Origin of the sequence: Kitasatospora sp. NPDC096204 (genome assembly GCF_044763205.1) — a bacterium.
GTDB lineage: Bacteria > Actinomycetota > Actinomycetes > Streptomycetales > Streptomycetaceae > Kitasatospora.
Genome location: NZ_JBIWFT010000045.1, coordinates 1 through 17715, shown reverse-complemented (window position 1 = coordinate 17715; position 17715 = coordinate 1). Strand labels below are relative to the sequence as shown.

Genomic DNA, 17715 nt, shown 5'->3' with positions numbered 1-17715 from the left:
GGAGCGCACTCCTCGGGGGCCTGACGCGGCACGGGACTCGACCGCGGGGTCGGCGGCGACGGGACCGGCCCGCTCTTCGCTGAGCCCGTCGGGTGTTCGCACCGGTCGATCGAGTGGTCCGGATTCCTCACGGGCGTGCGCACCGCTGGTCCCCGGAACCATGTGGCGTCTTGGACCGCACCCGGTGCCGGCGCTCTCCCGAAGGATCCGAATGGCCACTAGACGGCACGTTCTCAAGGCCGCGATCGCCGGCGGAACCATGCTCCTCCCGGCCTGGCTCGCCTCGTCGCGCGCCATGGCGGCAGCCATGGGACGCAGCCTCGATCCGACGACCATCGACAAGTACGTCACCGAACTCACCATCCCCCCGGTCATGCCCAGGGTCGCCCAGGACGGGAGGAGGCCCCTCGATCACTACACGATCGGTGTCCGACAGTTCCGACAGCAGATCCTTCCCCCCGGATCACCGGCCACGACCGTGTGGGGATACGGGTCGACCCGGCATCCGGGCACGTTCCACTCCCCGGCCTTCACCATCGAGGCCGACTTCGACCGGGCCGTGCGCGTCGAGTGGGTCAACCAACTGGTCGACCGCCGCGGACACCACCTGCCGCACCTGCTGCCCGTGGACCCCACGCTCCACTGGGCCAACCCGCCGGGCGGAATCGCCGGACGTGACTCGCGGCCCACCTTCACGTCGACGCCCGGCCCCTACCCGGGCCCGGTTCCCCTCGTGACCCACCTGCACGGCGGGCACAACGCCGAGGAGAGCGACGGCTACCCCGAGGCGTGGTACCTGCCGCAGGCGTCCGACACCCCCGGGGAGTACGCGCGCGTGGGGTCCTTCTACGAGGAGTTCAGGGAGAAGTTCGCGGAGGAGTTCGGCGCGCGCTGGAGCCCGGGCAGCGCGGTGTTCCAGTACGCCAACCGCGACCGAGCGGCCACCTTCTGGTTCCACGACCACGCGCTCGGAATCACCCGGCTGAACGTCTACGCCGGACTGGCCGGCTTCTACCTCCTGCGCGGCGGCCCCGCCGACCTCCCGCAAGGCGTGCTCCCGGGACCGGCTCCCGGCCCCGGCGACCCACCGGGGAAGCGCTACTACGAGATCCCGGTCGTCATCCAGGACCGATCGTTCAACGGTGACGGCAGCCTCTTCTACCCGTCGAGCCGCGCGTTCTTCGACGGGTTCGAGGGACCGTACGTCCCGGGCAGCGACATCTCGCCGATCTGGGTTCCGGAGTTCATGGGCGACACGATGGTGACGAACGGCTCGACCTGGCCCGTTCTTCCGGTCGAGCCGCGCCGTTACCGCCTCCGGTTGCTCAACGGCTGCAACGCGCGCTTCCTGATCCTGAAGATCGTCACCGACCCGCTCGCCGCGCGGCCGGTGCCCCCGGCGCTGCCCTTCTGGCAGATCGGTTCGGAGGGCGGCTTCCTGCCCGCACCGGTACGGCGCGACGAACTGCTCGTCGCCCCGGCGGAACGGGCCGACGTCGTCGTCGACTTCACGTCGGTTCCGGTCGGCACCGAGCTGTACCTCATCAACGAGGGCCCCGACAGGGCGTTCGGCGGCGGCTCGGCGGGCACGGACTTCACGCCGGCCGATCCCTCGACCACCGGACAGGTCATGAAGTTCACGGTGCGACCGCTCGCCTCGCCCGACACGAGCGTGCCTCCCGAACACCTCACCCTCCCCCCGCTCGCCCCCCTGGGCCCGGCCACCCGCACCCGACTCGTCGGCCTGGTCGAGGAGGACTCCGCGGTCCTGCCGGGCACCGGACCGCGTGCGGTGATGCTCGCCACTCTGGACGAGCGCGGCACCCCGGTCCCCGCGGGCTGGGGCGATCCCGTCACGGAGAACCCGGCACTGGGAACCACCGAGATCTGGGAGATCCACAACGCCACGAAGGACGCCCACCCGATCCACGTCCACGAGGTCCAGTTCCAGATCGTCGACCGGCAGGAGGCCGGACACGACGCCAGACCGCCGGAGCCCTGGGAGAACGGCTTCAAGGACACGGTGATCGCGTATCCGCGCGCCGTCACCCGCATCAAGATGACCTTCGGCCAAGCGGGCCGGTACGTGTGGCACTGCCACATGCTCGACCACGAGGACAACGAGATGATGCGGCCGTACCGCGTCACCTCGACTTGACCCGCCGCCGCGGCCACGAGCAGCCGCTGCGGACGGGCGACGCGCCGTGACCGGGGGCCCCGGCGCCACTGAGCCCCTGGCCCGCGAGCAGCTACGGGACCAGGGGCTCCCTGCCGTTCCACGGTGCGCACCCCCTCGGGGGTTCACCGGCGGTCGCACCGGGTTCGACGAGGGGCCCGGCCCCGGGGGCGGGCCGGGCCCTCACCCGGAAACACGGCCGCCGCCCCTCCCCTGGTTCACCACGAGCCCCACCGGCCCCACCGACCCCACCCGACCGGACCGCGCCCGGCCCGGCCCCGGGAACGCCGGAAGCCCCTGGCCGCACGGGGGACGACCAGGGGCTTCCGAACACGACTACGGCCGGCGGGCCCTCACGGGTTCAACGCCAGCACCACGTACCCCGCCAGCACCGCCAGGTGCACCGCGCCCTGGAGCGGAGTCGCCCGGCGCGGGATGACGGTGAGGGTGAGCAGCACGATCGTCAGGGTCAGCAGCACCATGTGCGCCGGGCCGAGGCCGAGGACGAGCGGGCCGGAGAGCCAACTGGAGGCGATCGCGACCGCCGGGATGGTCAGACCGATGCTGGCGAGCGCCGAACCGAGGGCGAGGTTGAGGCTGGTCTGCACCCGGTTGCGGACGGCCGCGCGCAGCGCCGCGATGGTCTCCGGCAGCAGCACCATCATGGCGATCACCACGCCGACCACGGCGTGCGGGAGGCCGGCGTCGTCCACCGCCTTCTCGATGGTCGGCGACACGCCCTTGGCCAGGCCCACCACCGACACCAGGGCGACGGCCAGCATCAGCAGGCTGATGCCGGCGGCCCGGATGGTGGGCGGGAAGGCGTGCTCCTCCTCGTCCAGCACCCGGCCCTCGGGGGTGACGGGCAGGAAGTAGTCCCGGTGCCGGACGGTCTGGGTGGCGACGAACAGCCCGTAGACCACCAGCGAGGCGGTGGCCGCGAAGGTGAGCTGGGTGGTCGAGAACTGCGGGCCGGGCGAGCTGGTGGTGAAGGTCGGCAGGACGAGGCTGAGGGTCGCGAGGGTGGCGATGCAGGCGAGCGCGGCGCCGGTGCCCTCGGCGTTGAAGACGGCGGTCCGGTACTTGACGGCGGCGACCAGGATGGACAGTCCCAGGATGCCGTTGCAGGTGATCATCACGGCGGCGAAGACGGTGTCCCTGGCCAGGGTGGAGGACTTGTCCCCGCCGTCGGCCATCAGCGTCACGATCAGCGCGACCTCGATCACGGTGACCGCCACCGCCAGGACGAGCGATCCGAAGGGCTCCCCCGACCAGTGCGCGATGACCTCGGCGTGGTGCACGGCGGACAGCACGGCGCCCACCAGGAAGCAGGCGACCACCGCCACCACCCAGCCGGGCAGCTCCTCGTGCCAGGTCAGGACAAGGACGAGGAACGACACCACCGGAATGACGACGGTCCATTGCGCGGCAACGGCACGGAGCTTCGTGATCATGCCGCCGAGGATCCCAGACCGGAGGCCCGTCACCCGGGTGCCCGCGCCGGGATACGTATGGATGTGGCATAACTCATCCCGTTTTGTCGCTCACCCACCGTAGTCATGAAGATACTGAAGCACCTTGTCGACATGGTGCCGAAGCCGTTCGGGGACCGCCCCGGCGGCGGCCACGGTCTTGTCGCTGGTCCGGCACGCCGCCGCGACCAGGGCGGGCAGGTCGCGGGTGAGACCGTGGCCCTTCATCTGCTGGTCGAGCCGGCAGGCGTACTTGCCCATCGCGGCGATCGCGTCGCCCGGGTCCCCGTACGACTTCGGGCCGGCGTGGGTGCCGGCCTTGCCCCAGGCCTCGAAGACCGAGGGCGTCCACATCGCGATGCCGTACTCGCCGGTCTCCGGGCGGGCGGCGTTCGGGTCGAAGCCGCTCTCGGCCTTCAGCACGGCGGCCGGCAGCACCGGGGTGACCTCCGGCTCGGGACAGCGCCGCGCCGCCATCTCGGGCTCCGGGGCGGGAAGTTGCACGATGACCGTGTCCACCCGGCACCTCCGTGGGATCGGCTCGATGGCATCCGTCCCATTCGCCCCGAAGGCGAACCCGCCACCCGGACGGGTGAGGGCGCTCACGAACTGATCGCCCGTCAGGACGGGAGTTGTCCATGTGCTGAACGAATGCCGAATGGTTGCAGGATGTAGTTGAACGGTCACCATGAGTGTGATGCAACGCACACGCGCGACGTCCATGATGTATGCAAGACTCATCTCAAGGAGTGAGATTCCCTTAATTTCCAAGGAGGTTCGCATCATGCGCGCTCGGATCGCAGCTGTGGCAATGGCAGCGGCAGGGATCACCGCCCTGGCCGCGGCTCCGGCGATAGCCGCCACCACCACGACCGGAACCGACGCCGCGGTCTGCGCCTCGGTGCTCAACCGGCCCTGCGTCTCGCACCAGGCCGACGGCGAGGGCATCGTGGGCGTCGCCCAGGTCAGCGCGGACCCGGGTCAGTTGACGATGGTTCGGGTGGACATCCGCACCCAGTCCGCCTGGGGCAGCCCGTGGGAGACGATCGCCACCGCGACCACCGTGCAGTTCGGCTCCGCCAAGGCGGTCACCCCGCGGGTCACCGCGACCGCCCCGCGCGTGATCTGCGCGACCGCCGGCCCCGCGCTGGACGTCACCAAGCAGACCACCACCTGTACCAACCCGTTCTGACCGCGGGGCCGCCGAGGCACCGCACCCGCCACCCCCACGCCGTCCGTACGACCGGGCAGCCGTCCGGACGACCCGGGAGCGGGAAGCAGTGAACAGCAGGGCCACCGGGGCCGGTCGGCCGGGACCTCCCCTCCCGGCCGGCCGGCCCCCACCGTTCCCACCAGGCAGAAGGCGCGGCAGTCGGAAGATCACCCGAGACCGGACCCGGGTGGACCTGGGGCACCCCCACACGGCAAACTGGTCTAGACCTTGGAGGTCTAGACCTCAGACTCGCCTCAGAACGGTGGACCCAGTATGGAAATCGTGATCGTCCCTGACGCCCGTGCGGCCGGCGAACTCATCGCCGCGGCGATCACCGATCTGCTGACCGACAAGCCCGAGGCCCTGCTCGGCGTGGCGACCGGCTCGACGCCACTGCCGATCTACCAGGCCCTGGCCGAGCGGGTCCGCGACGGCCGGCTGGACGCCGGGAAGGCGCGCATCTGCCAGCTGGACGAGTACGTCGGCCTGCCCGCCGGCCACCCGGAGTCCTACCGCTCGGTGGTGCTGCGCGAGGTCGTGGAGCCGCTCGGCCTGACCGAGGAGTCCTTCCTGGGCCCGGACGGCAACGCGTCCGACATCGCCGCGGCGGCCACCGCCTACGACCGCGCGCTCGCCGAGGCCGGCGGCGTCGACCTCCAGCTGCTCGGCATCGGCACGGACGGCCACATCGGCTTCAACGAGCCCTGCTCCTCGCTCTCCTCCCGGACCCGGATCAAGACCCTCACCCGGCAGACCCGCGAGGACAACGCCCGCTTCTTCGACAGCATCGACCAGGTCCCGCACCACGTCATCACCCAGGGCATCGGCACCATCCTGGAGGCCCGCCACCTGGTCCTGCTGGCCACCGGCGAGGCCAAGGCCGAGGCCGTCGCGCTCTCCGTCGAGGGCCCGCTGTCCGCGGCCGTCCCCGCCTCCGCGCTCCAGCTGCACCCGCACGCCACCGTGGTGGTGGACGAGGCCGCCGCCTCCCGCCTCAAGCTCGCCGACTACTTCCGCGACACCTACGCGGCCAAGCCGGTCTGGCAGAAGCTCTGAGCGTTCCTCTGAGCGTTCCGACGACTCTGGGCGTTCTGACGACTCTGGGCGTTCTGACGACTCTGGGCGTTCCGACGCCGTGACGGCCGGGACGCAGCGGGCCCCGCCGAAAGGTTTCGGCGGGGCCCGCTGCGGCTGCCCGTACGCGGTCGGCGGGCGCTACTTGCAGGTGACCAGCAGACCGAGGACGGCGCTGCAGCTGCGGGTGGCCCGGCTGGTGGCGGGCGACGGGTCGGCGGGCACCCCGGCGGTGCGGGCCACGGTGACGTCCCAGCTGCGGAGCAGCGAGAACAGGCCGACCGTGATCGAGAAGTGCCGGGTGGTGCTCGCGCCCTTGGCCAGCGGCGCGGTCAGCGCGCAACCGAGCTTCCCGCCCGTGACCGTGCAGTCGCCGGAGGTCGCGCTCAGCCCGGCGGGCAGGTCGGCGGCGACGGTGGCCGTGGTCACCGGGTCGGGGCCCTGGCCGGTGAGGGTGACGGTGTAGTCGACCCGGCTGGAGAGCAGCCCGGTCACCGGGGTCGCGGTGAGGGCGACGCCCAGGTGGGCGGCGGGGGCGGTGTAGGTGAAGCGGTCGGCGGCGACGACCGCGCTGGTGCCGCCGGGCGCGGTGACCCGGACGTCCACCGGCCCGGTGACGGTGGTGGCGGGGGCGGTCGCGGTGCAGCCGGCCTTGGTGCAGCTGAAGGAGGTGGCGGCGCCGGCCGCACCGAAGGTCACGCCGGTGGCGCCGGCCAGGTCGGTCCCGGTGATGGTCACCGTGGTGCCGCCCAGCCCGGAGCCGCCGTTCGGGCTGATCGCGGTCACGTCCGGCACCGGGAGCGGGAAGTTCACCACGTCGACGGCGTTGCCGGTGAAGTCGGCGAGGTAGCCGTGCCGCCCGTCGGCGGTCAGGGCCAGGCTGTACGGGCTCGCGCCCACCGGGACGGTCGCGGTGACCGTCCGGCTCGCGGTGTCCACCACGCTGAGGGTGTTGTCGGCGTAGTTGGAGACGTAGGCCGCCGAGCCGTCCGGGGAGAGGGCCACGGCGTAGGGGCCGGACCCGACCGCGACGGTGCCGAGGACCGTGCCGGCCGCGGTGTCGATCACCGCGGCGGTGGCGTCGTCGCCGTCGGCGGCCCACAGCCGGGTGCCGTCCGGGCTGAGCGCGAGGCCGAAGGCGCTGTGGCCGACCGGGACGGTCCCGCTCACCGTGCCGGTCGCGGTGTCGACCACGGTGACCGCCTTGGCGCCGGAGGCGGCGACGTACAGCCGGGTGCCGTCCGCGGAGACGGCCAGTCCGTGCGGTTCGGCGCCGACCGGGACGGTCGCGGTCACGGTGGCGGACGACGTGTCCAGCACGCTCACGGTGCCGGCGCCGGCGTTGCTCACGTAGGCGCGGGTGCCGTCCGGGGAGAGGGCGAGGCCCCAGGGCTGGGCGCCGACCGGGACGGTCGCGGTGACGGTGTCGGTGGTGGTGTCCACGACGCTGACGGTGTTGTCCAGGTGGTGCGTCAGGTAGGCCCGGTGCCCGTCGGGCGACACGGCCACGGCATAGGAGCCCGTCCCCGCGGTGAAGGTCCCGGACACGGTGTTGCTCGCGGTGTCCAGCACGCTCACCGCGCCGCCGCTCTGGCTGGTCACGTAGGCGTGGCCGCCGTCCGGCGTCAGCGCGACGCCCGCCGGGTACGGCGCCACCGCCACGTGGGCGGCGACACTCGGCGGCGGCGTGACGGCCTCGGCCGTCGCGGGCAGCGCCAGCAGCGCGGCCGTGGTCGCGGTTATCGCGGCCACGGCCGTCCGGGTACGACGGGGTGTGCGGGCTGTTCTCACGGGTCTCTCCAGCTGCTCGGCGGTACGAACGGTGCGGATGTGGTGGCGTTCGGAGCCGGGGGGAAGCGTAAGAGCCGCCCTGACATTCCGTCAGGGAGTGACTACTAATGTCGCCAACTGTTCAGATTCGATCGCAGGTGCCCCCTCGTACCGGCGCCGAGTGACTCCTCGAACCCGCGTGACGAGGGTCTCGATCGAAGTCGTGCAGAAAATTGGAGTTGGAGAGTCGCATTCGATAGCGTTTCGAACGTGAGGCTGACCAAGAGCACCGACATCGCCCTGCGGATCGCCATGCGACTGGCCGTCCTGGGCGAGGGCGACACCCCGACCACCCGCGAGGTGGCCGAGTCGGTCGGTGTGCCGTACACCCACGCGGCGAAGGTGGTCAGCCGGCTCCAGCACCTGGGGGTGGTGGAGGCCCGACGCGGTCGCGGCGGCGGGCTGATGCTCACCTTCGCCGGGCGGACCGGTTCGCTCGGACTGCTGCTGCGGGAGCTGGAGGGGGTCGGCGACGTGGTCGGCTGCGAGGACGACCCGCCGTGTCCGCTGCGGGCCGCGTGCCGGCTGCGCGGGGCGCTGCGGAACGCCCAGGAGGCGTTCTTCGCGGCGCTCGACCACCTCTCCGTCGCCGATCTGGTGGCCTCCCCCACCGGTCCGGTCCTGCTCAGCCTGACCACCGCACCCACCCCACCCACCGGGACCGCCGGACCCACCGGCTGATCAGCCCACCAGGGGCCGCGTACCACCCTGCGGCCTTTAATACGCATCTCAGATACCAATAAGGAGCCGTCTGATGCTGTCCGCGAAGTCCGCCGAGGTCATCGAGGCCACCCTGCCCGTCGTGGGCGCCGCCATCGGCGACATCACCCCGCGCTTCTACGACCGGATGTTCGCCGCGCACCCGGAGCTGCTGCGCGACCTCTTCAACCGGGGCAACCAGGCCAACGGCAGCCAGCGCGAGGCCCTGGCCGGCTCGATAGCCGCCTTCGCCACCGCGCTGATCGCCAACCCGGACCAGCGGCCGGACGCGATGCTCGCCCGCATCGCCCACAAGCACGTCTCCGTCGGCATCGGCAACGACCAGTACAAGATCGTCCACGAGCACCTGTTCGCCGCCATCGTGGAGGTGCTCGGCGAGGCCGTCACCCCCGAGGTCGCCGCCGCCTGGGACGAGGTCTACTGGCTGATGGCCAACGCGCTGATCGCCATCGAGGACCGGCTGCGCGCCGAGGTCGCCGCCGGCGGCGACCCGGCCGACCTGTGGCGCACCTACACCGTCGTCGCCCGCGTCCAGGAGACCGAGGCCGTCACCACCTACCTGGTCCGCCCGACCGACGGCCGCCCGGTGCCCGCCTTCCGCCCCGGCCAGTACGTCTCGGTGCGCACCGAACTGGCCGACGGCGCCCACCAGATCCGCCAGTACAGCCTCTCCGGCGGCGCCGACGGCGCGCTGCGCTTCAGCGTCAAGCGCGAGGACGGCGGCGAGGTCTCCGGCCACCTGCACGACCACCTGAAGGCCGGCGACTCCGTCGAGCTGGCGCCCCCGCTGGGCGACATCGCCCTGGCCGACGGCGACGGCCCGGTGCTGCTCGCCTCCGCCGGCATCGGCAACACCCCGATGACCGCCATGCTCGACCACCTGGCCACCACCGGCTCCACCCGGCGGATCGTCTCCGTGCACGGCGACCGCGACCAGCTGAGCCACGCCTTCCGGGCCGAGCTGGCACAGCTCACCACCGCGCTGCCGAACGCCACCTCGCACGTCTTCTACGAGCAGCCGCTCGGCGAGTGGCCGGCCGAGCGCACCGGCCGGGTGGACCTCTCCACCGTCGAGGTCCCGGCCGGCACCACCGCCTACCTCTGCGGCCCGCTCCCCTTCCTGCGCGCCGTCCGCGAGCAGCTGCTGACCGCAGGCGTCCCGGCGGCGGACATCCACTACGAGGTGTTCGGCCCGGACCTGTGGCTCGGCGCCTGAGTCCCGGCCCCCGGGCCTGAGTTCCGGCTCGGCGCCTGAGGTCCCACCGCGGCACCGGTCCGCTCGGTACGATCACGAGCGGCCCGGTGTCGTTCGACTTCCGGCACCGTCCGTGCGCGCATACGTCATTGCGACCGTGCGACCGTGCGACCGCCGGGAGTTCGGCAGGGGTTCGGCGGGAATTCGGCAGGAGGGAGTCCGGATGCGGGTCGCGCTGTTCGCCACCTGCGTCAACGACGCGCTGTTCCCCGCCACGGCGGTGGCCACCGTCCGGCTGCTGGAACGGCTCGGCGTGACGGTGGACTTCCCCGCCGGGCAGACCTGTTGCGGGCAGCCGCAGTACAACACCGGCTACCGCAGGGCCTGCGAGCCGCTGCTCCGCCGGACGGCGAGGGCCTTCACCGGGTACGACCACGTGGTGACGCCCTCGGGTTCCTGCGTGGCGATGGTCCGGGACAACTACCCCCGGATCGGCGCCCGGGCCGCCGCCGAGGGCCGGGGCACCGAACTCGCCGACCTGGCCACCGCGCTGGTGCCCCGGGTGGTCGAACTGACCGAGTTCCTGACCGACGTGCTCGGTGTCGAGGACGTCGGCGCGCACTTCCCGCACACCGTCACCTACCACCCGTCCTGCCACGGCCTGCGCCTGCTCGGCCTCGGCGAGCGCCCGCGCCGGCTGCTGGGCGCCGTCAGGGGCCTGGAACTGGTCGAGCTGCCCGGGGCGGAGGAGTGCTGCGGCTTCGGCGGCACCTTCGCGGTCAAGAACGCGGCGGTCTCGGCCGCCATGGCCGAGGACAAGATCGCCAACGCGCTGGGCACCGGCGCCCGCGTGCTGTGCGGCGCCGACAACTCCTGCCTGCTGCACCTCGGCGGCACCCTGCGCCGCCAGGGCGCGCCGCTGCGGCCGCTGCACCTGGCGGAGATCCTGGCCGCCACCGAGGAACACCCCTGGAGGCCGTCGTGAGTCACGCGTTCCTCGGCATGCCCGCCTTCCCGCAGGCCGCCGCCGGCGCCGTACGGGACGAGCGGCTGCGCGCCAACCTGCGGCACGCCACCCACACCATCCGCGACAAACGGGCCCGGGCCGTCGCCGAACTCGCCGACTGGGCGCAACTGCGCGCCGCCGGGAAGGCGATCAAGGACCACACGCTGCGCCACCTCGACCGCTACCTGGTGCGGTTGGAGGAGTCCGTCACGGCGGCCGGCGGCACCGTGCACTGGGCCGCCGACGCCGAGGAGGCCAACCGGATCGTCGCCGGGCTGGTCAGGGCCACCGGTCGGACCGAGGTCGTCAAGGTCAAGTCCATGGCCACCCAGGAGATCGAGCTCAACGAGGCGCTGGCGGCCGAGGGGATCACCGCCTACGAGACCGATCTCGCCGAGCTGATCGTGCAGTTGGGCGACGACCGGCCCTCGCACATCCTGGTGCCGGCGATCCACCGCAACCGCGCCGAGATCCGGGAGATCTTCGCCGACCGGATGGCCTCCTGGGGCCGCCCGGCGCCCGAGGGCCTCACCGACTCCCCCGTGGAACTCGCCGAGGCCGCCCGGCTGCACCTGCGGGAGAAGTTCCTGCGCGCCGAAGTCGCCGTCTCCGGCGCCAACTTCATGGTCGCCGAGACCGGCACCCTGGTGGTGGTCGAGTCCGAGGGCAACGGCCGGATGTGCCTCACCCTGCCGCGCACGCTGATCTCGGTGGTCGGGATCGAGAAGGTCGTGCCGACCTGGCGGGACCTGGAGGTCTTCCTCCAGCTGCTCCCCCGCTCCTCCACGGCCGAGCGGATGAACCCCTACACCTCGCTCTGGACCGGGACGACGGCGGACGACGGCCCGTCCGAGTTCCACCTGGTGCTGCTGGACAACGGCCGCACCGCCGCGCTCGCCGACCAGGTCGGCCGCCAGGCGCTGCGCTGCATCCGCTGCTCGGCCTGCCTCAACGTCTGCCCGGTGTACGAGCGGGCCGGCGGGCACGCCTACGGCTCGGTCTACCCGGGGCCGATCGGCGCCATCCTGACGCCCCAACTGCGCGGCACCGCGAGCCCGGTGGACGCCTCGCTGCCGTACGCCTCCTCGCTCTGCGGGGCCTGCTACGAGGTCTGCCCGGTGGCGATCGACATCCCCGAGGTGCTGGTGCACCTGCGCGAGCGGGTCGCCGAGCAGGGCGGGCACCCGCTGGAGCGGGCCGCGATGGCCGCCGCCGGGTTCGTGCTGGACCACCCGGCGGCGCTCACCGCCGCCGAGCGGCTGGCCGGCCGCACCCGGCGGCTGCACCCGCGCCGGCTGCCCGGGCCCGGACGGGCCTGGAGCGACACCCGGGACCTGCCGGAGGTGCCGGCCGAACCGTTCCGCGACTGGTGGCGGAGGAACCGCAGATGACCACGTCCGACCGCAACCCGCCCGAACGGCCCTCCGGCTCCCGGGAGTTGGTCCTCGGCCGGATCCGGGCCGCGCTCGGCGACAGCTCGGCCGTCGCCGAACAGCCGCTGCCCCGCGACTACCTGACGGCGCACGTGCCGACGGACGACCCGGCGGCGCTGCTCGACCTGCTGCACCGCAACCTGGCCGACTACCGGGCCCTGGTGCACCGCTGCGCCGAGGACGAACTGCCCCGGAGGATCGCCGGATTGCTGGTCGAGCGGGGCAGCCGGACGGTCGTGGTGCCGGCCGGGCTGCCGCCCGCCTGGCTCACCGCGACCGAGACCGAGGGGATCGAACTCCTGCCGGACGACGGGACGTTGACCGCCGCCCGACTGGACGCGGTGGACAGCGTGGTGACCGGCTGCGCGCTGGCCGTCGCCGAGACCGGGACGATCGTGCTGGACGCGGGCCCCGGCCAGGGGCGGCGGCTGCTCTCGCTCGTCCCGGACCACCACGTCTGCGTGGTGCGGGCGCCGGAGCAGGTCGTCGCCTCGGTGCCGCTCGCGCTGCCGCGGCTCGATCCGGTACGGCCGCAGACCTGGATCTCCGGGCCGTCCGCCACCAGCGACATCGAGCTGGACCGGGTGGAGGGGGTGCACGGGCCGCGCACCCTGGAGGTGCTGCTGGTCACGGCACCGGGAACCGGCTCCGCGCGGGCCCTCACTCCGGCCTGAGTTCCAGGGTGCAGCACTTCGCCCCACCACCGCCCTTCAGCAGCTCCGAGACGTCCACCGGGACGGGCTGGTACCCGTGCTCGGCCAGCCGGCCGGCCAGGTTCTTGGCGGCCTCCGGCAGCAGCACCCGGCGGCCGTCCGAGACCGCGTTGAGCCCGAACACCTCGGCGTCGGCGCGGTCGGCGAGGATCGCGTCCGGGTAGAGCGCGCGCAGCACCGAGCGGCTGTCGGTGTCGAAGGCCTCCGGGTAGTACATGACGTGGTCGTCGCCGAGCACCGCCAGTGCGGTGTCCAGGTGGTAGAAGCGCGGGTCGACCAGCGTCAGGCTGACCACGGGGACGCCGAACAGCTCCCCGGCCTCGGCGTGCGCGGCCCGAGAGGTGCGGAAGCCCGTCCCGGCGAGCACCCGGCGGCCCACCACCAGGTGGTCGCCCTCGCCCTCGTTGACGTGCCCGGCGCGGCGCACCTCGCGGTAGCCGCGCTCGCGGAACCAGGCCTGGTAGGCCTCCGACTCGGCGGCCCGCTCCGGGTGGCGGAAGGTGGCGACCAGGGCCCGGCCGTCCAGCACGGTGGCACCGTTGGCGGCGTACACCATGTCGGGCAGGCCGGGCACCGGGTCGATCAGCTCGACGGTGTGGCCGAGCCGGCGGTACGTCCAGTAGAGCCGCTCCCACTGGCGCAGGGCGAGCGCGGTGTCGGTGGGCTTGGAGGGGTCCATCCACGGGTTGATCGCGTAGTCCACGGTGAAGTGCGTCGGCCGGCACATCAGGTAGCGCCGCGGCCGGGCGTGGCGCTCCGGGGTCTGCGTGAGCATGGCTCAACCATCCTTGGATCGCGGGGAGTTCGTCGCACGGAGTTCGGGGTTCGCGGGGCCGAACACCTTCGTTCCCAAGGCGGCTGCCCCGGCGGAACCGTTCGCACACCCGGGCGGGCGCCCCCAGCGGTCGCACGCCCCCGCGCACCCGGCGCAGGCACCGGCGCACCGGGCCCGCGGGGCCCGTCGGCGGGCATCCCGCGGCGGCCGCCGTGGCCGGGCGGCAGCCACCTCCGGGTGCCCGGCGGAGAGGGGCCGAGGAGTGCACGTGGCCCATCTCACGTGCCGCCGGGGTCACCTACGGTGGCGTAGGTCACTTGATTGGGTGAACTATCTCCTTCATGCCGAATCTCCAGGAGACCCTTGACCTCGATTCGTATGCCGCCCTCGGGGACAGCTTCACCGAGGGCCTGAACGATCCCGGCGTCGACGGCAGGTTCGCCGGGTGGGCCGACCGCCTCGCCGGGCTCCTCGCCGCCGGGCGCCCGCCGGGCGCCTTCCGCTACGCCAACCTCGCGGTGCGCGGCCGGCTGCTGGACCAGATCACCGCCGAGCAGGTGCCGCAGGTGCGGCGCCTCCAGCCCGACCTGGTCACCTTCTGCGCCGGCGGCAACGACATCCTCCGGCCGGGCGCCGACCCGGACGAGGTCGCCGAACGCTTCGAGGCCGCCGTCGTCCAACTCGCCGAGAACGCCGGGACGGTGCTGATCTGCACCGGCTTCGACACCAAGGACGTGCCGCTGCTGAAGCACCTGCGCGGCAAGATCGCCACCTACAACGGGCACATGCGCGCCGTCGCCGACCGCAACGGCTGCAAGGTGGCCGACCTGTGGTCGCTGCGCGCGGTGCAGGATCGCCACGCGTGGAGCGAGGACCGCCTGCACCTGTCCCCCGAGGGCCACCAGCGGGTCGCCCTGCTGGCCGCCCGGTCGCTGGGCCTGCGCACCGAACAGGACCCGGAGGCCCCGTGGCCGGACGCCCGCGTGCTCAGCCCCGCCGACCAGCGGCGGGAGAACATCCAGTGGGCCCGTGAGCACCTGCTGCCCTGGGTCGGCCGGCGCCTGCGCGGCGAGTCCTCGGGCGACCACCTGGAGCCCAAGCGGCCGGAGCTCCTCCCGCTCTGACGGTACGTCAGAACGGTCCGGCTCAGGCGGCTCCCGCTCCACCGGCCGCTGCGACCCGGGAGGTCCGCAGCAGCCGGTGGAGCAGGCCCACGCAACCCGCGCCGACCAGGTACCAGAGCAGGTCCGGCGGGTTGAAGGTCGAGCCCAGCACCAGCCGGGCCAGTGTGCTGTGCCGCCCCCAGGCGTCCGGCAGGCCGGTGAGCTGGAACAGCTCCACGGCCCAGCTGAGCGCGGCGGCCGACAGGGCGGCCCGGCCGGGGCGCACCCTCGGCGCGGCCAGCACCAGCAGGGCGTACAGCAGGACGGTGTAGAGCGCGTCCCCGGCGCACTTGGCGAACTCCCCGCCCAGCACCGCCCGCACGCCCAGCCCGGCCACCACCGTCAGCACGGCGGCGCACCCCGCCGCCAGGCGCGTACGCCGGTGCGCCCGAAGACCCTTCCTCCCGAGATCGTTCACCCGCACCACGCTACCCGGCGGCTCGCCCTCCCCCGAACGAACGCTCCCCCAGGAGCGTTCACCCTCCCCGCCGCACCCGCCCCCGCACCACCCCCACGCACCGCAAGCGGACCGCCCTCCCCCGGAACCACCGCGCCACCCCGTACGTCCATCCCCCCGAACGAACGTCCGCGCAGGTCGCGGGCGGGTGAGGACCGGAAGGGACGGGCTGGGAAAGTGGCGCACGTGGGTGGGGCCGAGGTGGCCGAGGCGCAGTCGGGGCCGACGGCGGAGCGGGACGAGCGGACCCGGCGCGGGTTCGCGGTGGCCGGGTTCGCCTCGGCACAGGACGGTCGGGCGCGGGAACGCGGCAAGGAGCTGCGGACGCGGGTGCCCCGGGAGCGGCACGCGGAGTTCACGCCCGCGCCCGACCGGCCGACGGCCGTGAGCGCGCTGGAGGCCTCCAACACCGGCCGAATAGCCCGGCTGGTACCGATCCGGGTCGGCCGGATGGCCGCGACCCCGTTCGCCTTCCTGCGCGGCTCGGCCGGGCTGATGGCCGCCGACCTCGCGGGCACCCCGGTGACCGGGGTGGACGCGCAGCTCTGCGGGGACGCGCACGCCGCGAACTTCGGCCTGTACGGCGATGCGCGCGGCCAGATCGTGCTGGACATCAACGACTTCGACGAGACCGTCCGCGGCCCCTGGGAGTGGGACCTCAAGCGGCTCGCCGCCAGCCTGGTGCTGGCCGCCCGGGAGACCGGGGCGAGCGAGGCCACCGCGCGCGAGGCCGCCCAGCACGTGGCGGGCTCCTACCGCCGGACCGTGCGCACGCTCGCCAAGCTCCCCGGACTGGACGCCTGGAACGCCGTCGCGGACGAGCAGTTGGTCACCTTCGCCGAGGCGCACGACCTCGCCGAGGTGCTGCGGAAGGTCGGCGCGAAGGCGCTCGGCAACACCAGCGCGCGGTTCGCCGCCCGCAGCACCACCCGGACCGCGGACGGCGGTTGGCGTTTCACGGCCGCTCCCCCGGTGCTCACCGAGGTGACCGACGCGACCGCCCGCGCCGTCGCGCACGCGCTCGGCCCGTACGTGGAGACGGTGCCGGCCGAGGTGCGCACGCTGCTGTCCCGCTACCGGGTGCAGGACGTGGCGTTCCGGGTGGTGGGCACCGGCAGTGTGGGCACCCGCTCGTACGTGGTGCTGCTCACCGACCACCGCGACCAGCCGCTGGTGCTGCAGGTGAAGGAGGCCCGTCCGTCCGTGCTGCTGCCGTACCTGCCGGCCGGGGCGCGGTCGGAACCGGACGGGCACGAGGGCCGCCGGGTGGTGCTCGGCCAGAAGCACATGCAGGTGGTCAGCGACACCCTGCTGGGCTGGACGACGGTGGACGGACTCCCCTACCAGGTACGGCAGTTCCGCAACCGCAAGGGCAGCGTCGACCCGGCCGCGCTGCAGCCGTCGCAGCTGGACGACTACGCCCGGATCACCGGCGCCCTGCTGGCCCGGGCGCACTCGCACACCGTCGATCCGGGCCTGCTGGCCGGGTACTGCGGCAAGAGCGAGGCGCTGGACGAGGCGGTCGCCGCCTTCGCGGTGGCCTACGCGGACCGCACCGAGGCCGACCACGCGGACCTGCTGACGGCGGTGCGCAACGGGCGGCTGCCCGTCGAGCACGGCGTCTGATCCGCGCCCGGCCCGGCCCCGGCGGTTCAGTGGCCCGGCCCCGGCGGTTCAGCGGGCCAGGAACGGCGCCACCGCGGCGACGAACTCCGCCGGCCGGGCCGCGTGCACCAGGTGCCCGGCCTCGACGGTGACCAGGCGGCAGTCCGGGATCAGCCGGGCGAGTTCGGCGATCCGTTCCTGCGGGATGTGGCTGGCCGGGCCGCCGGCCACCGCCAGGGTGCGGGCGGTGATCCGGGCCAGGCCCGCCCGCCAGGCCGGGTCGGGGTCGTCGAGCTGGGCCCGGACCGCCCTGACCATCGCCCAGTCGAAGTGCACGTCCGGGTCCGGGTGCTCGGGCAGCGCGCTCGCCGGGCGCGGGTACAGCGCGGGGATGTCCTCCAGGACCAGCCGGTCGATCCGCTCCGGCGCGGCCTGGGCGAGCAGGTAGGCGACGGCGCCGCCCATCGAGTGGCCGACCAGGTCGACCCGGGCGAGGCCGAGGGCGTCGAGGAAGGCCCGCACGTCGTCCCGCATCGCCTCCAGGGAGTAGGAGGCGGTGCGGGAGCTGTCTCCGTGGCCGCGCAGGTCGAGCGCGTACACGCGGTGGGCGGGGGCGAGGTCCGGCAGGACGGTGTCCCAGTCGGCGGCGCGTTCGCCGAGGGCGTGCAGCAGTACCAGCGGCGGTCCGCCGGGCCGTCCGCTCTCGCGGTAGGCGAGCGTCGCTCCGGGCAGGTCCACGGTCCGGTTCCGTACGTCGGTCATGCCCGCCACGGTACGTGCCGGTCGTCGGCTAGCCCCGTCCTTCGCACATAACGAGTTCGGATGATGTGGTGATGCGACCGGTACCTCGGTGGGGTGCCGGTCGTTGAGCCTGGCGTGCCGA

16 protein-coding genes are annotated in these 17715 nt (G+C 73.4%); 10 read left to right on the top strand and 6 right to left on the bottom strand.

What is annotated here, in order from left to right; all coding sequences use genetic code 11:
* Positions 1-211 precede the first annotated feature (211 nt).
* Positions 212-2158, top strand: a complete 1947-nt coding sequence (locus ACIQ87_RS34490) for a multicopper oxidase family protein (protein WP_402414749.1) — start codon at positions 212-214, stop codon at positions 2156-2158.
* A 371-nt stretch (positions 2159-2529) separates the two neighbouring features.
* Here the strand turns inward: ACIQ87_RS34490 and ACIQ87_RS34485 are convergent, their stop codons facing one another.
* Together ACIQ87_RS34485 and ACIQ87_RS34480 are read right to left on the bottom strand one after the other, a co-directional pair.
* The gene (locus tag ACIQ87_RS34485; RefSeq protein ID WP_402414746.1) at positions 2530-3630 is read right to left on the bottom strand and encodes a calcium:proton antiporter; all 1101 of its coding nucleotides are present in this window, start codon (positions 3628-3630) and stop codon (positions 2530-2532) included.
* Positions 3631-3720: 90 nt separating this feature from the next.
* Positions 3721-4167 carry a transglycosylase SLT domain-containing protein gene (locus tag ACIQ87_RS34480; protein ID WP_402414743.1) on the bottom strand — a complete coding sequence of 149 codons (447 nt, stop codon included), beginning with the start codon at positions 4165-4167 and terminating at the stop codon, positions 3721-3723.
* Positions 4168-4432: 265 nt separating this feature from the next.
* Between ACIQ87_RS34480 and ACIQ87_RS34475 the strand changes: the two genes are divergently transcribed.
* The gene (locus ACIQ87_RS34475; protein WP_402414740.1) at positions 4433-4840 is read left to right on the top strand and encodes a hypothetical protein; all 408 of its coding nucleotides are present in this window, start codon (positions 4433-4435) and stop codon (positions 4838-4840) included.
* A gap of 294 nt (positions 4841-5134) precedes the next feature.
* Complete coding sequence (gene nagB, locus ACIQ87_RS34470) at positions 5135-5917, top strand: glucosamine-6-phosphate deaminase (protein WP_402414737.1); 783 nt, start codon at positions 5135-5137, stop codon at positions 5915-5917.
* A gap of 159 nt (positions 5918-6076) precedes the next feature.
* On the opposite strand, the gene ACIQ87_RS34465 is transcribed toward nagB, so the two are convergent.
* Positions 6077-7687, bottom strand: coding sequence for a beta-propeller fold lactonase family protein (locus tag ACIQ87_RS34465; protein WP_402414734.1), 1611 nt, complete (start codon positions 7685-7687; stop codon positions 6077-6079).
* 288 nt (positions 7688-7975) lie between these two features.
* On the opposite strand from ACIQ87_RS34465, the gene ACIQ87_RS34460 reads away from it, so the two are divergent.
* The 5 genes from ACIQ87_RS34460 to ACIQ87_RS34440 all read left to right on the top strand — a co-directional run bounded on the left by ACIQ87_RS34460 (position 7976) and on the right by ACIQ87_RS34440 (position 12793).
* On the top strand, positions 7976-8446 hold the full coding sequence (locus ACIQ87_RS34460; protein WP_402414732.1) for an RrF2 family transcriptional regulator: 471 nt from the start codon (positions 7976-7978) through the stop codon (positions 8444-8446).
* A gap of 73 nt (positions 8447-8519) precedes the next feature.
* Positions 8520-9701 carry a globin domain-containing protein gene (locus ACIQ87_RS34455; protein WP_402414730.1) on the top strand — a complete coding sequence of 394 codons (1182 nt, stop codon included), beginning with the start codon at positions 8520-8522 and terminating at the stop codon, positions 9699-9701.
* A gap of 202 nt (positions 9702-9903) precedes the next feature.
* The gene (locus ACIQ87_RS34450; RefSeq protein ID WP_402414727.1) at positions 9904-10665 is read left to right on the top strand and encodes a (Fe-S)-binding protein; all 762 of its coding nucleotides are present in this window, start codon (positions 9904-9906) and stop codon (positions 10663-10665) included.
* Positions 10666-10682: 17 nt separating this feature from the next.
* On the top strand, positions 10683-12077 hold the full coding sequence (locus ACIQ87_RS34445) for a lactate utilization protein B (protein WP_402414882.1): 1395 nt from the start codon (positions 10683-10685) through the stop codon (positions 12075-12077).
* Entirely contained in the window at positions 12074-12793 is a 720-nt protein-coding gene (locus tag ACIQ87_RS34440) for a lactate utilization protein C (RefSeq protein WP_402414724.1), read from the top strand. Before ACIQ87_RS34445 ends, ACIQ87_RS34440 begins: the two co-directional genes overlap by 4 nt.
* Here ACIQ87_RS34440 and ddaH read toward each other — a convergent pair.
* Positions 12780-13607, bottom strand: coding sequence for a dimethylargininase (gene ddaH / locus ACIQ87_RS34435; RefSeq protein ID WP_402414722.1), 828 nt, complete (start codon positions 13605-13607; stop codon positions 12780-12782). The two genes, ACIQ87_RS34440 and ddaH, sit on opposite strands and share 14 nt — an antisense overlap.
* A 341-nt stretch (positions 13608-13948) precedes the next feature.
* Here ddaH and ACIQ87_RS34430 point away from each other — a divergent pair, with 341 nt between their 5' ends.
* On the top strand, positions 13949-14731 hold the full coding sequence (locus tag ACIQ87_RS34430) for an SGNH/GDSL hydrolase family protein (RefSeq protein ID WP_402414719.1): 783 nt from the start codon (positions 13949-13951) through the stop codon (positions 14729-14731).
* Positions 14732-14753: 22 nt separating this feature from the next.
* Here the strand turns inward: ACIQ87_RS34430 and ACIQ87_RS34425 are convergent, their stop codons facing one another.
* Positions 14754-15194: a DUF2809 domain-containing protein gene (locus tag ACIQ87_RS34425; protein WP_402414716.1), complete on the bottom strand. Its 441-nt coding sequence runs from the start codon at positions 15192-15194 to the stop codon at positions 14754-14756.
* 210 nt (positions 15195-15404) lie between these two features.
* Here ACIQ87_RS34425 and ACIQ87_RS34420 point away from each other — a divergent pair, with 210 nt between their 5' ends.
* Positions 15405-16853, top strand: a complete 1449-nt coding sequence (locus tag ACIQ87_RS34420; RefSeq protein WP_402414713.1) for a DUF2252 domain-containing protein — start codon at positions 15405-15407, stop codon at positions 16851-16853.
* Between the two features lie 48 nt (positions 16854-16901).
* On the opposite strand, the gene ACIQ87_RS34415 is transcribed toward ACIQ87_RS34420, so the two are convergent.
* Positions 16902-17594, bottom strand: a complete 693-nt coding sequence (locus ACIQ87_RS34415) for an alpha/beta fold hydrolase (RefSeq protein WP_402414710.1) — start codon at positions 17592-17594, stop codon at positions 16902-16904.
* Between the last annotated feature and the right edge of the window lie 121 nt (positions 17595-17715).